The following is a 14,138-nucleotide window of genomic DNA, read 5'->3' as shown; positions in this document are numbered from 1 at the left end:
CTGCATGTCCTTGTACATCTTGGTGACGACGTCGTTGGACTGCACGCCGTCGGGCAATGTGGCGCGCACCGAGATGGTCGGCAGGCGGTCGCGGCGCCACTCTATGCCTTGCTCCAGCACAGGCATGACCTTGGCGACCTGCGACAGCGGAACGAAGCCGCCGAAATCGGTCGGGATATAGACCGAGTCGACCGAGGACAGCAGGCTGCGGCTGGCATCCGGCTCGCGGGCGACGATGGACACCGTCTCCTCGCCGTCACGGAAATCGTCGAGCGGCGCGCCGGACATCGCGGCCTGCAGCATCTGGCGGATGCGCTGCGAGGTGACGCCGAGCGCACGGGCGCGATCCTGATCGATGACCAGCTTCATCGCCGGCACCGGCTCCAGCCAGTCGTCATGGACGGCGCCAAGCAGCGGATCCTCGCGGAACTTCGCCTTCACCTGGTCGGCGATGCGGCGCACCTCCTGACGATCCGGACCCATGACGCGCATCTGCACGGGCCAGCCGGTCGGCGGTCCGAGGAACAGGCGGTCGACCTTGGCACGGATCGACGGGAAATCCTGCGCCAGAACCGTGCGCAGCTTGACGATCAGCCGCTCGCGGGCCGGCTCGTCATTGGCCATGACAAGCATCTGGGCGAAATTCGGGTTGCGCAGTTGCTGGTCGAGCGGCAGGAAGAAGCGCGGGGCGCCCTCGCCGATATAGGTGGCGATGAAACGCTTGTCCTTGTCGTCCATCATCTTGGCTTCCAGGGCCTTGGCCTGCGTCTCGACTTCCTTGATCGAGGTGCCTTCCGGCAGCCAGAGGTCGACGAGGATTTCGGGCCGCGACGATTGCGGGAAGAAGTTCTGCGGAATGAACTGGAAGGCCCACAAGCTGGTGCCGAAAGTCACCAGCGTCATCACCAGCACGATGATGCGGTGACGCACCGCCCAGCCGACGGTCGAGCGAAGCCGGCGATAGAAACGCGTGTCGAAGGCGTCGTGGTGGGTGCCGGCATGCTTGCGCTGCTTGAGGATCATATGCCCCAGCCACGGCGTGAAATAGACCGCCACGAACCACGACACGATCAGCGCGATGCCGACGACATAGAACAGGGTGCGCACATATTCGCCAGCCGTCGAGGCGGCGAAGCCGACCGGGATGAAGCCGGCGGTGGTGATCAGCGTGCCGGTCAGCATCGGGAAGGCGGTCGAGGAATAGGCAAAGCTCGCCGCCTCGATCTTGACCAACCCCTCCTCGAGCTTCCGCTCCATCATCTCGACGACGATCATGGCGTCGTCGACGAGCAAGCCGAGCGCGATGATCAGCGCGCCCAGCGAAATGCGCTGCAGGTCGATGCCGATTTCATACATGATGGCGAATGTGGCGGCGAGCACCAGCGGTATGGCGATGGCGATCACCAGGCCCGAGCGCCAGCCGATCGACAGGAACGAGACGACGAGCACGATCAGCAGCGCCTCGCCGAGCGCATGCATGAATTCGGCGACCGCGTCCGTGACGACGCCCGGCTGGTCGGAAATCTGGTCGACCGAAACGCCATAGGGCAGCGCTTCCTCGAAGTGCTTGTAGGTCGCCTCGACATCCTTGCCGACATCGGTGACTTTAAAACCCTTGGCCATGACGACGCCAAGCTGCACGCTGTCGTGGCCATTGAAGCGGTATTTGCGCTGGAGGGGATCTTCCAGCCCCGAAGTGACGGTGGCGATGTCGCCCAGCCGGGTCACCTGGCCGCCGGCGCGCAGGCGCAATTCCCTGATGTCGGCGGCCTTGGCGACGTCGCCTTCGACGGAGATGCGCACCGAATTGACGCCGGTATCGACGGAGCCGGCTGGATCGACGTTGTTCTGGCCCTTGATCGCGTTCTGCAGGTCGGTCAGCGTCAGGCCGCGTTCGGCCAGCGCCTTGGACGAGACGTCGATATAGAGTTTTTCCGGCTGGTCGCCGATGATGACGGCCTTTTCGACGCCTGATGTCGTCAACAGCATGTCGCGCGCCTGGATGGCGAACTTCTTCAGCTCCGGATAGGAGAAGCCGTCGCCGCTGATCGAATGCAGCGTGATGAAGGTGTCGCCGAACTCGTCGTTGAAATAGGGGCCGAGCAGGCCCTGCGGCAGGTCGCCCTGGATGTCGCCGACCTTCTTGCGCACCTGATAGAAGGCATCCGTCACTTCAGCGGCGTTGGTGTCGCCCTTGATCTGGACGGTGATGATGGCGCTGCCGGCGCGGGTGAAGGAGCGCACGAAGTCGAGATGCGGCGTCTCCTGCAATTTGCGCTCGATCTTGTTGACGACCTGGTCTTCCATCTCCTGGATCGAGGAGCCCGGCCAGATCGCCTGCACGACCATGACGCGGAAGGTGAAATCGGGATCCTCCTTCTGGCCCATGCGCATCAGGCCGAGCGCGCCGGCGATGATGATCAGCCCGAACAGGAAGCGCGCAATGGAGGGATGGCCAATTGCCCAACGAGAGAGATTGAAGGGCCGCTTTTCTTCAGTGGAGGTCGTCATCGGTGCTGGTCCACTTTGCTTGGTTGCCGGCGCCCTTGTGCTTCGAGGAAGGTGCTTCGAAGCAGCGCGGCGCGCGAAACGAAATCATCTGCGTTCGATACTGGTTTCCGGGCGGCGTCGCTCTTCGAGCGGAGAGACACTCATCGCGGTGGGACGCGAGGATCGATGCGGGGGTACATCGGCCTTGACGTCTCGACCTTCGGGCACGCCGCCCGGAAACCTGCGGCCGCGGGAACGCGCGGCCGATCTGTCTGTCGTCAGCGCAGCTGGCTGGCGTCCTCGCCTTCGGCCGAGGCGGACTGCTGTGCGATGCCGCCGGCGAGTTTCACCTTCAGGTCCTCGGTCATGAACTGCGTACCGGCGGCGACCACGATATCGCCCGGTTTCAATCCCTCCGCGACACGCACGCCGTCGGCGGCGAACTCGGCGACCTTGACCGGACGGGCATGAACCGTGTCGGCGCCGCGATCGACCGTCCAGACGATCGACTGGCTGTCTTTCTCGGCGAGCGCGCTCAGCGGGATAGAGACGAGCTGCTTTTCGTTGGCTGCCGACGCCTCGATATTGGCGGTCATGCCGAGCAGCACGCGCGGGTCGTTGGGCAGGCTGACGCGGACGGCAAAGGTGCGCGACTGCGGATCGGCGCTGCCGGCGACCTCGCGGACCTTGCCGTCGAGCGCCAGAGCGGCATCGGACCAGAAGCCCACCTTGACGTCCTTGCCCGGCTTGAACTGCGCGATCTCCATTTCCGGAACCGCGATCAGCACTTCCTTTTCGCCATCGACCGCGACGGTGATCACCGGCGTGCCCGAGCCAACCACCTGGCCGACATCGGCGTTGACCGCCGTGACGATGCCGTCCCTGTCGGCCTTGAGGTCGGTATAGCCGACCTGGTTTCTGGCCTGGGCAAGCGTCGAGCGGGCGGAGTCGCGCGTGGCGACGGCCTGGTCAAAGGTCAGCGTCGCCTGTTCGAGCTGCGATTTCGGCGCGAAGTTCTTGGCGAAAAGCTGCTCGGCGCGCTTGCGGGCGAGTTCGACGGTCTCGACCTGACGTTCTGAGGCATCCAGCGCGGCCTGCGCGCTCTTGACCGACAGGTCATAGTCTGAGGGATCGATGCGGGCGAGCACATCGCCAGGCGCCACGTGCTGGCCGATGTCGACGAGACGCTCGGTGATCTTGCCGTTGACCCGGAACCCCAGTGTGCTCTCGGTGCGGGCGCGCACCGATCCGGAATAGGACAGCGTGCGGGTGTCATGCGCCTTCGCGATCTCGACGACCTTGACCGGGCGGATGATGTCCTTCACCTCCGCCTTTTCCTGCGAGCAGCCGGCAAGCCCAAGCGATGCGATGATCAGGCCGGCGGCTGGAAGCTTGCGAAGGATGGAACTGGGCAAAAACATCTTGATACTCCCGACTGGAGGCGGACTGTCGACACCGGCACCGGCTGGCGGCGGCTATTTCAAGGCTCTGATGGCGTAATCGATGAGCTCGTCGGGCATCGCCCGATTGGTCTTGGCGAGGCACTGCGCCACCATCTGCGGATGGCACAGGATGACGGTGGCGGCACCGAAACAGCGCGATGCGGTCACCGGGTCCTGTTTCCTGAACTCGCCGGCCTCGATGCCCTCGCGGATTACCTCGGCGAAGAGATCGTGGATGCTGTCGACATGCTTGTCGATGACGCCCCAGTCGCGCTCGAGGGCGACGATGACCATCTCGTGGACCTTCTGGTCGTCGAGCATGACCTCCATCGTCATCTTGTACTGCGCATGCACGTAACGCCGCAGCCGCTCCTCGGCGCTGATCGGCAGGTGCATGATCTCGTAGGCCATCTTGTAGCTGGCGCCGAGCATCCGGCCACAGACGGCCTGGTGGATTTCGACCTTGGAGGCAAAGAAACGATAGATGTTGGCCGGCGACATGCCGAGTTCGCGGGCAATGTCGGCGACATTGGTCTTGCCGTAGCCATAGTGCCGGAACAGGCGCTCGGCGCAATCGAGAATGCGCGTCACATTTTCCTGGCGGGCGACGTCGGCGACGATGTTGGCGGCTTCGGACATAGCTCTCTGTCAAATAACGAGTGACGAATTTCGATTTTCGTCACTCGTAAATCGAAAGGGGCACTCTGTCAACACGGATTCGACGTACGCGTACGATAGGTGACAAATGGTGACATCCCATAGACGTCACAAGACGCCCCCAGGATGCGGGCCTCTGAAAATAATTCTCTCGAAAAGGCCCACGGAGGGCTCAGGCGAGCTTGGCCATTTCCCGCAGCCGGAATTTCTGGATCTTGCCGGTCGAGGTCTTCGGTATTTCGGCGAAGATCACCGCCTTTGGCACCTTGAAGCGGGCGAGCAACATCCGGCAGTGCTCGATCATCTCGGCCTCGCTCGCCTCCTTGCCCGGCTTCAGCTCGACATAGGCGACAGGCACCTCGCCCCACTTGTCGTCATGGCGTGCGACGACGCCGCAGGAGGCCACGGCGGGATGCTTGTAGAGCGCGTCCTCGACCTCGATCGAGGAAATGTTCTCGCCACCGGAGATGATGATGTCCTTCGAGCGGTCCTTGAGCTGGATGTAGCCGTCGGGATGCATGACGCCGAGATCGCCCGAGTGGAACCAGCCGCCGGCGAAAGCCTCGTCCGTTGCCTTGCGGTTCTTCAGGTAACCCTTCATGACGATGTTGCCGCGGAACATGACCTCGCCGATGGTTTCGCCGTCGGCGGGCGTTTCAGCCATGGTTTCGGGATCCATCACCGTCAGGCCTTCGAGCGCGGCATAGCGCACGCCCTGCCGTGCCTTCTTGCCCGCCCTCGCCCCTTTGTCGAGTGCGTCCCAGCCATTATGCCATTCGTTGACGACAGCCGGACCGTAGGTCTCGGTCAACCCGTAGAGATGGGTGACGGCGAAGCCGGCATCGGCCATGCCCGACAGCACGGCTTCGGGCGGCGGCGCGGCAGCCGTGTTGAAGGTGACCGTCTGCGCAAACGCGCGCTTGTCCTCATCCCTGGCGTTGATCAGCACCGACATGACGACCGGCGCCCCGCACAGATGCGTGACGCCATGGCCGGCAATGGCGTCGTAGATCGGCTTCGGCCGCACCCAGCGCAGGCAGACATGCGTGCCGGCCTGGACGGCCAGCGTCCAGGGAAAACACCAGCCATTGCAGTGGAACATCGGCAAGGTCCAGAGATAGACGGCGTGCTTGGCCATGCCGGCATGGATGGTGTTGGTGTAGGCCATCAGGGCAGCACCACGGTGGTGATAGACGACGCCCTTGGGATTGCCTGTCGTACCCGACGTGTAGTTGAGCGAGATGGCATCCCATTCGTCGTCGGGCATCGACCAGGCGAACTCCTCGTCGCCATTGGCGACAAAGGCCTCGTAGTCCACAGTGCCGACCCGCTCGCATTTCGGGTAGGGCGCATCAGCGGCGTAATCGGGATCGTCGTAGTCGATGACCAGCGGCTTGACCTTGGCCAGACCGAGCGCTTCTCGCACGACCCCGGAAAACTCGCGGTCGACGATCAGCACCTTGGTCTCGGCGTGGTCGAGCTGGAAGGCGATGACCGCGGCATCGAGGCGCGTGTTGAGCGAATGCAGCACGGCCTTGGTCATCGGCACGCCGAAATGCGCCTCCAGCATCGGCGGCGTGTTCGACAGCATGACCGTCACCGTATCGCCCTTGCCGATGCCGTGCCTGTGCAGCGCCGAGGCGAGCTTCAGGGAGCGGCGCCAGAAGGCGCGGTAGCTGATGCGCTGCCTGCCGTGAATGATGGCAATATGGTCGGGATAGGTTTTAGCCGCGCGCTCCAGATAGGTGAGCGGCGTCAACGGCTGGTGGTTGGCGGCGTTCCTGTCGAGATCCTGTTCGTAGGGATTGGCCATCCCATCCTCCCCAAAGTCTTTTCGAGCTTTCTAACCCCAGGTTCGTCGTCACGCTATCCCCCTGGATGGCTGAAAATGCTATGCTGCGGCGACTTGCTGGAATGGTGATCTCCATCGAGCCGCGGCGGCAGAAGATCGCTTCCTGTCGATCCAAATTTGACTTTTGTCGAGAGCCGTGACTATTGTCAGCCAAGGAGGTGGCATGGCGATCCGACCGGCAGAACAGCTCATTCACAAGGCGGCCTGGCTTTACTATGCCCATGGGCTTCGGCAGGACGAAGTGGCCAATCAGCTCAACATTTCGCGCGCCTCCGTCGCCATGTATCTGCGCAAGGCGCGCGAGACTGGCATCGTCAACATCTCGACCTCGACGCAGCTCTTCACCGACGACGTCATGGCGCGCAGGCTGGAAGACGCCCTGAAGCTCGACGCCGTCTGGATCGCGCCTGAAAACGCCTATCTCGCCGACCCGTCGACCGATATCGCGGTGCTGGCGGCAAGCGTGTTCCTGGAACTCGTCAGGAAAGGCGACCGCATCGGCGTTGCCTGGGGCCGCACCGTCTACACCATCGCCGACATCATGTCCTATGCCGACCTGCAGGACGTCACCGTGGTGCAGCTCTGCGGCAATCTCGGCGCGCCCTACTCCTACCGGCCCGACCAGTGCACGATGGAAATCGCGCGCCGGCTCAACGCCAAGGGCCTCAACTTCTACGCACCCCTGGTGCTGTCGACCGAGGCACTGGCGCAAGGCCTGCGCGCCGAGCCGGTGATCCGCGACCAGCTTGCTGGGATCAGCGACTGCGATCTTGCGCTCTACTCCATCGGCGCGGTCGATGCCGACAGCCATCTGGTGAAGTGTGGCGCGCTGACGGCAGCCGAGATGGCGGCACTGCGCAAGGAAGGTGCGGCCGGTGTCATCGCCGGGCAGATCATCGATGCCGGTGGCGAGTTGCTCGACTGCAGCTACAACCGGCGGGTCATCTCGGCGGGGCTTGCTTCGCTGCGCGTCATCGGGAAGCGGCTGATGGTCGTGCAGGAGGACAGCAAGTTCGAGCCGCTGCTCGCAGCCATCGCCGGCGGCCTTTGCACGCATCTGGTGGTCGGCGCGCATATGGCGCAACGGCTGCTCGATCATGCCGGAGCGTCAGCAGAAAAGGCATCCTGAAAATAAACCCTTTGCCGACGCATTGTCATCAAGGCGTCGCGGCATTCCTGTTTCACCACCTAAAGACAGCAACTGGACGAAGCGAACATGAAGAACCTGTGGAACGACGACGCGGCCGAAAAACTCGTTGCCGACTATGCGAAGAAGGGCGTCGGCCGCGACCTCGCCTTGCGTGTCTACACGACGCGGCTTCTAGGCGGCGTGCCACAGCTGGTCCTGCATGGCGGCGGCAACACCTCCTGCAAGATCAAGGCGACCGACCTCGTCGGCGAGGAGTGGGACGTGCTGTGCGTCAAGGGCAGCGGCTGGGACATGGCCGTCATCGAGCCGCAGGGCCTGCCCGCCGTCAAGATGGGCGCGCTGCTCAAGGCGCGCAAGCTGGACAGGCTTTCCGACGAGGACATGGTCGCGCTGCAGCGGGCAAACCTGATCGACCCCGCCTCGCCCAACCCCTCGGTCGAGACGCTGCTGCATGCCTTCCTGCCGCACAAGTTCGTCGATCACACCCACTCGACCGCCATCCTGGCCATTGTCGACCAGGAAGACAGCAAGCCGCTGGTGGCAAAGGTGTTCGGAGCAAAAATGGGCTACGTGCCCTACATCATGCCGGGCTTCGATCTCGCCAAGGCGGCGGCCGATGTCTTCGACGCCGACCCAACGGTAGAAGGCCTGATCCTCGACAAGCACGGCATCTTCACCTTCGGCGACGATGCCAGGCAGGCCTACGACCGGATGATCCACTATGTGAACGTCGCCGAAGACTATGTGGCCAAGCATGCCAAGCCCAAGGCGGCAAAGGCAGCATTGCCGGCAAGGCTGGCGACGCCGGCTTCCATCGCGCCCATGCTGCGCGGCGCTGTCGCGGCGCGACGCGGCGAAGGCCGCTTCGACCGCATGATCAGCGACTTCCGCACCTCCGACGCGATCGTCGACTTCATCAATTCGGCTGAGATCGCCGACTATGCCGGGCGTGGCGTGTCGACGCCGGATCTGTCGATCCGCATCAAGACCGGACCGATGGCCGTGCCGGCGCCCGATGCCGACAAGGCCGGCGACTACAAGGCCGTCATCAAGAGCCATGTCGACGCCTTCGCCAGCGATTACCGCGCCTATTTCGAGACCAATGACGCGCTCGACGACGTCAAGCGCACCATGCTCGATCCCATGCCGCGACTGACGCTGGTGCCGGGGCTCGGCATGTTCGGTCATGGCCGCACGCTGAAGGATGCCAGGATCGCATCGGACGTCGGCGAAATGTGGATCGAGGCCGTGCGCGGCGCCGAGGCGGTCGGGCGTTTCCACCCGTTGTCCAAGGCGGACCTGTTCCCGCTCGAATACTGGTCGCTGGAACAGGCCAAGCTCGCCTCCAACAAGCCGAAGCCGCTGACCGGACAGGTGGTGCTGATCACCGGCGGCGCCGGCGCGATTGGTGCGGCAACCGCCAAGCTATTCGCCGACAATGGCGCTCATGCCGTCGTTGTCGATCTCGACGCCGAAAAGGCCGCCAATGCCGCCAAACAAGCTGGCAACAATTCGATCGGTGTTGGCGCCGACATCACCGACCCGGCCCAGATGCGTGCCGCCTACGACAAGGCGGTCGCCGTCTTCGGCGGCGTCGACATATTGGTGTCCAATGCGGGTGCCGCTTGGGAAGGCCGCATCGGCGAGCTTGACGATGCGCTGCTGCGCAAGAGCTTCGAGCTCAATTTCTTCGCCCACCAGTCGGCGGCGCAGAACGCCGTGCGCATCATGCTGGAACAGGGCACCGGCGGCGCGCTGTTGTTCAACACCTCCAAGCAGGCGGTCAATCCGGGCCCGAAATTCGGCGCTTATGGCGTGCCGAAAGCGGCGACGCTGTTCCTGTCCAGGCAATACGCGCTCGACTACGGCGCCCATGGCATCCGTTCTAATGCCGTCAATGCCGACCGCATCCGCTCCGGCCTTTTGACCGACGCCATGATCGCCAGCCGCTCGGGCGCGCGCGGCATGTCCGAGAAGGAATACATGTCCGGCAATCTGCTCGGCCAGGAGGTGACGGCGCAGGACGTGGCCCAAGCCTTCCTGCACCACGCTCTGGCCGACCGCACGACCGCCGATGTGACGACGGTCGACGGCGGCAATATCGCCGCGGCGCTGCGCTAGGCATCTCCCGACAGGCAACAAAAAGGGCGGCTCACGGGCCGCCCTTTTCCGTCCTGTACTGGCGAGCCTTACTTCGCGTTCGGGTTCGGCATCCAGGCGGGCATGGCGACGTCGGCATGGGCGAACTGTGGCAGCTTGGCCGACAGGTCTTCCATGTTCTTGATGTCCTTGTCGATCAGCTCCTTCTGCGTGATCAGCGTCGGCGGCACGATGACGTTGTGGCCGGGATCTTCGCCGGCGAGCAGTTGCGCCAGCGCGCGCACCGAGACCTGGCCGACGACGGCCGGGTTGGTCGCCGCGGTCGCGGCCCAGGCACTGTCGGGCTCACGCATCGCAGCGATGTCGGACGTCGAGATGTCGGCCGAATAGATCTTGATCTTCTTGTTCAGGCCCGCTTCGTCGACGGCGATCTTCACGCCCTTGGCGAATTCGTCATAAGGGGCGAACATCACGTTGATGTCGGGGTGCGCCGACAGCACCGAGCGCGCCTGGTTGGCGACGGAGTTGGCGATCGGATTGTCGAGCGTGCCGAACATGGCGGCTTCCTTGATGCCGGCATATTTCTTCTTCACGTCGACCCAGGTTTCGTTGCGGCGGTCGAGCGGCGCAATGCCGGCGACATAGACATAGCCGGCATTCCAGCTTTCGCCATTGTCCTTGACCGCCTGCTCGAGCGCCAGCCGCGCCAGGTCCTTGTCCGACTGTTCGACCTGCGGGATCTTGGGGTTTTCGACATTGACGTCGAAAGCCACCACCTTGATGCCGGCGTCGACGGCACGCTGGGCGGCGTCCTTCATCGATTCCGTCAGGCCGTGCTGGATGATGATGCCCTGCACCCCGAGCGCGATGGCCTGATCAACCATGTCGGACTGAAGCGCGGCGTCCTGGCGGCTGTCGAGCACGCGAAGGTCGATGCCAAGCGCCTTCGACTGCGCCTCGACGCCCGAGAGATAGGCCTGGAAGAAGTCGCCGGTCGAGAGATAACGCACCAGCGCGATCTTGACGCCGGGCTTGTCGAACGGCGCCGGCTTGTCCGCGGCAAATGCCCCCTGCATCAGCATGGTTGCGCCGGCCAGCCCGAGCGCCACTTTCCCCAGAACTCTTCTTGTGATGTTCACCTTGTTTTCCTCCACTTTTGTTGAACCCAAAATCCTGTCCGGCCGAATGCTAGCCCCTGCCCCTGCCCGAAAGGGCAAAGGTGAAGACAAGGGCGACGACCAGAACCACGCCCTTGACGAAATCCTGCGTGTAGTAGGGCGCGTTCATCATCGTCAGGCCTTGCAGCAAGATGCCGACGAACAGCGCGCCGATGGCGGTGCCGAAGGCGTTCGGCTTGGCGGCGCCGAGCACCGCGTAGCCGATCAGCGCCGCGGCAACCGCATCGAGCAGCAGATTATTACCCGAGGCGATGTCGCCGCGTCCAAGCCGGGCGGCGAGCAAAATGCCCCCGATCGAGGCAAAAACTCCTGAAATAACGTAGGCCCAGATCTTGTATGCCTTGACAGGCGCGCCGGCGAGTTCGGCGGCGCGCTCATTGGAGCCGACCGCATACATCATACGACCGAAGCGGGTGTATTCGAGGAAGAACCAGATCAACACCGCCAGCACCAGAAGCACGACGACCGACACCGGAATGAGGTTCGGGATGAAGAAATCGAAGCGGTGGCGGCCGAGCGCCAGGAAGGCATCGGAGAATTTGCCGTTGGCGACCGAGCCGTCGGGCATGGTCATGCCCGTGGCGATCGAGCGGCCCTCGGTCGGGATGCGCTGCAGGCCGACCAGCAGGAACATCATGCCGAGCGTCGCCAAGAGGTCCGGCACGCGCATGTAGACGATCAGCCAGCCATTGATCAGGCCGACAAGGGCGCCGATCAACAGGCAGACGATGACCGCCACGACGGCGTTCTGTTCCAGCACCACCATGACATAGGCCGCCGCCATCATGGCCGAGGTCGCGACCGAGCCTATCGACAGGTCGAAGCCGCCGACAACCAGCGTGGCGGTAACGCCGAGCGCCAGCACGCCGGTGATGGCGACCGACTGGAAGATGAAGACGGCACTTTGCGGCGAGACGAACCCGTCGGCGGCGATCGCGAAATAGGCGACCAATCCGAACAGCAGCACGATGAACCCATAGCGGATGGCATAGTCGCGCAGCGTCATTCGGCGCACCCCAGCGCCGCTGCCGTTTTTACCCAACTCCAACCCATGGTCTCTCCATTCCAATTCCATTCACCGCCACCCTCAGGCAGCGCTGTGCAGCGGTCCGCCGGCGACCTCGGCCAAAAGGCGGTCGAGGTCGACATCGGCATTGCGGTGTTCGCCGACGATCGTATGCTCCGACATCACCAGGATGCGATCGGCCGTCTCCAGCGCTTCGTCGAGTTCGGTGACGAACAAGAGCGTGGCACGGCCATTGGCGCTTGCCCTCAGCTTGGCGGCGATGTCGCGCCTTGCCGAAATGTCGACGCCTTGGAACGGCTCATCGAGGATGAACAGCGCGGCATTCTGCGCCATCCAGCGGGCGACCATCACCTTTTGCTGGTTGCCGCCGGACAGCGCCGACATCTGGTCCTTCTCCGAGCGGCAGACGATGCCGAGTTGCTCGATCTGCCGGCGCGCGGTGGCGCGTTCGAGGCGGCGTTTGAGCACGCTGAAATTCGACATACGCTTCAGGAAAGGCAGGCTGACATTGCGCTCGATGTTGAAGCCACCGATGATGCCGCTGCTGGCGCGATCCTTGGCGACGAGAAACACGCCGGCGGCGATCGCGTCGCCCGCCGAGCGCGGCGCGTAAGGCTTGCCGTTCATCGTCATGGTGCCGGCGAGCGGCCGGCGCACACCGAACAACGTTTCGGCAAGAGCGGTCTTGCCGACGCCAACGAGGCCGGTGATGGCGACGACCTCGCCATCGCCAAGCGTCAGCGAGATCGGCCGGGCACCCTGCGCGATGCGCAGCCCCTCGATGGTCAGGACCGCCCTGGCCGAACTCCTGGCGACGATCTGGTCGAGATGGATCTTGCGGCCGAGCATGGCGTTGACCGCGCCTTCATAGTCGAGCGGCTTGGTGTCGAAGGCGCCCGAGACGACACCATCGCGCATCGAGACGATGCGGTCGGCGAGCCGCCTGATATCCGACATGCGGTGCGAGATATAGAGGATCGCCACGCCTTGCTCGCGCAGCCGGTCGACTAGCGCGAACAGCCTGTCGGCTTCGGCACTGGAGAGCGATGAGGTCGGCTCATCGAGGATCAGCACTTTCGGCTGGTGCGCCAGCGCTCGGGCAATCGCCACCATCTGGCGGTCGGCCAGCGACAGATCGCTGACGCGTGCCTTGAGATCGATGGCCAACCCCATGCGATCGGCGACCGCCTTGGCTTCGCGGCGCACGCGGACGGGGTTGAACAGGGTCGGCACGCCTTTGCCGCTCAGCCTGTCGAGCGTGAGATTGGTGGCGACATCGAGGTCGGCGACAACACCGTCATTGATGTTCTGGTGCACGGTAACGACGCCGGCGCGGATCGCTTCCGCCGGCGTGTTCGGTGCGAAGTCCTGACCGGCGAGCGTCATGGTGCCGCCGCCACGCTCGTAGACGCCGCTGACGATCTTGACGAGGGTGGATTTGCCGGCGCCGTTGGCGCCCATCAGCACCGTCACTTCGCCGGCATGGAGGTCCAGCGCGATGCCGCCAAGCACCTCGTTGCGGCCAAAGGATTTCCTCAGTCCCTCTACGCGGAACACGGCATTGCCGATCATGCGTTCCTCCCTGACGACGACGCTATGGTCAATATCGGCAATTGTCAACACGATTGACAATTGCCAGACAGCTTCCTAGCTTGGCCCCGCCGCCAAGGCTCCCTTATGATCGGAGCACACAGGCGGGAGGGACGAGGATGACTGGGAAATTGCCATTCGAAGCATTGTCGGTGGAGACGCTCGCAACACGTCTCGGCACGAACGAAGCGCTGTGCGCGAAGATCGGCGGGGACGCCAGCGCCTGGAAAGTCCGCGAAGTCGGGGACGGCAATCTGAACCTGGTGTTCATCGTCGAAGGCGCCAGTGGCGGCGCCATCGTCAAGCAGGCCCTGCCCTATGTCCGCCTCGTCGGTGACAGCTGGCCGCTGCCCCTGAAGCGCTCCTTCTTCGAGTATCACGCGTTGACCCGGCAAGAGGCGCGTGCGCCGGGCTCGGTGCCGGCGATCTATTACTTCGACGAGACCCAGGCGCTGATCATCATGGAATATCTGTCGCCGCACATCATCCTGCGGCGGGCGCTGATCGAGGGCCGGCAGTTGCCGAACATTGCCCGGGATATCGGCCTGTTCATGGCCCGCACCCTGTTCCGCGGTTCCGACCTGTCGATGGCGACCAAAGAGCGCAAGGCCGACCTGGCGCTGTTCGCGGACAATGTCGAACTCTGCGACAT

The 14,138-nt window shown here is 63.8% G+C and carries 9 protein-coding genes and 1 pseudogene; 3 read left to right on the top strand and 7 right to left on the bottom strand.

Going from position 1 to position 14,138, the window contains the following annotated elements:
* The 4 genes from EOA36_RS10765 to EOA36_RS10750 all read right to left on the bottom strand — a co-directional run.
* Positions 1-2,511 (bottom strand): efflux RND transporter permease subunit (locus EOA36_RS10765; RefSeq protein ID WP_145969145.1); only part of this gene is annotated, 2,511 nt, incomplete at its 3' end.
* 257 nt (positions 2,512-2,768) lie between these two features.
* A complete protein-coding gene (locus EOA36_RS10760; RefSeq protein ID WP_127277606.1) occupies positions 2,769-3,911 on the bottom strand; it encodes an efflux RND transporter periplasmic adaptor subunit in 1,143 nt (380 codons plus the stop codon).
* 54 nt (positions 3,912-3,965) lie between these two features.
* Positions 3,966-4,571: a TetR family transcriptional regulator gene (locus tag EOA36_RS10755; protein WP_127277604.1), complete on the bottom strand. Its 606-nt coding sequence runs from the start codon at positions 4,569-4,571 to the stop codon at positions 3,966-3,968.
* A gap of 190 nt (positions 4,572-4,761) precedes the next feature.
* Entirely contained in the window at positions 4,762-6,402 is a 1,641-nt protein-coding gene (locus EOA36_RS10750; protein WP_127277602.1) for an acyl-CoA synthetase, read from the bottom strand.
* Positions 6,403-6,604: 202 nt separating this feature from the next.
* Between EOA36_RS10750 and EOA36_RS10745 the strand changes: the two genes are divergently transcribed.
* Both EOA36_RS10745 and EOA36_RS10740 read left to right on the top strand, forming a co-directional pair.
* Complete coding sequence (locus EOA36_RS10745) at positions 6,605-7,570, top strand: sugar-binding transcriptional regulator (RefSeq protein WP_127277600.1); 966 nt, start codon at positions 6,605-6,607, stop codon at positions 7,568-7,570.
* 87 nt (positions 7,571-7,657) lie between these two features.
* Positions 7,658-9,712, top strand: a complete 2,055-nt coding sequence (locus tag EOA36_RS10740; protein ID WP_127277598.1) for a bifunctional aldolase/short-chain dehydrogenase — start codon at positions 7,658-7,660, stop codon at positions 9,710-9,712.
* Positions 9,713-9,780: 68 nt separating this feature from the next.
* Here EOA36_RS10740 and EOA36_RS10735 read toward each other — a convergent pair whose 3' ends face one another.
* From EOA36_RS10735 to EOA36_RS10725, 3 genes are all read right to left on the bottom strand, one after another.
* Positions 9,781-10,830, bottom strand: a complete 1,050-nt coding sequence (locus EOA36_RS10735; RefSeq protein ID WP_127277596.1) for a substrate-binding domain-containing protein — start codon at positions 10,828-10,830, stop codon at positions 9,781-9,783.
* 49 nt (positions 10,831-10,879) lie between these two features.
* Positions 10,880-11,875 (bottom strand): ABC transporter permease, encoded by a 996-nt coding sequence (locus EOA36_RS10730; RefSeq protein WP_127277593.1) that lies wholly within the window; start codon positions 11,873-11,875, stop codon positions 10,880-10,882.
* Positions 11,876-11,956: 81 nt separating this feature from the next.
* A complete protein-coding gene (locus tag EOA36_RS10725) occupies positions 11,957-13,468 on the bottom strand; it encodes a sugar ABC transporter ATP-binding protein (RefSeq protein WP_127277591.1) in 1,512 nt (503 codons plus the stop codon).
* Between the two features lie 137 nt (positions 13,469-13,605).
* Here EOA36_RS10725 and EOA36_RS10720 point away from each other — a divergent pair.
* Positions 13,606-14,138, top strand: a pseudogene (locus tag EOA36_RS10720) (phosphotransferase); the annotation flags it as partial.

Origin of the sequence: Mesorhizobium sp. M8A.F.Ca.ET.021.01.1.1 (assembly GCF_003998025.1) — a bacterium.
In the GTDB taxonomy this organism is placed as follows: Bacteria; Pseudomonadota; Alphaproteobacteria; order Rhizobiales; family Rhizobiaceae; genus Mesorhizobium.
The sequence above is the reverse complement of the archived record's forward strand: the minus strand, read 5'-3'. Positions and strand labels throughout refer to the sequence as shown.

What these genes read in the sequence shown, in the direction of transcription:
- EOA36_RS10725 (WP_127277591.1), bottom strand. Translation starts at nt 13,468, where the DNA reads ATGATCGGCAATGCCGTGTTCCGCGTAGAGGGACTGAGGAAATCCTTT.
- EOA36_RS10750 (WP_127277602.1), bottom strand. Translation starts at nt 6,402, where the DNA reads ATGGCCAATCCCTACGAACAGGATCTCGACAGGAACGCCGCCAACCAC.
- EOA36_RS10745 (WP_127277600.1), top strand. Translation starts at nt 6,605, where the DNA reads ATGGCGATCCGACCGGCAGAACAGCTCATTCACAAGGCGGCCTGGCTT.
- EOA36_RS10760 (WP_127277606.1), bottom strand. Translation starts at nt 3,911, where the DNA reads ATGTTTTTGCCCAGTTCCATCCTTCGCAAGCTTCCAGCCGCCGGCCTG.
- EOA36_RS10730 (WP_127277593.1), bottom strand. Translation starts at nt 11,875, where the DNA reads ATGACGCTGCGCGACTATGCCATCCGCTATGGGTTCATCGTGCTGCTG.
- EOA36_RS10740 (WP_127277598.1), top strand. Translation starts at nt 7,658, where the DNA reads ATGAAGAACCTGTGGAACGACGACGCGGCCGAAAAACTCGTTGCCGAC.
- EOA36_RS10755 (WP_127277604.1), bottom strand. Translation starts at nt 4,571, where the DNA reads ATGTCCGAAGCCGCCAACATCGTCGCCGACGTCGCCCGCCAGGAAAAT.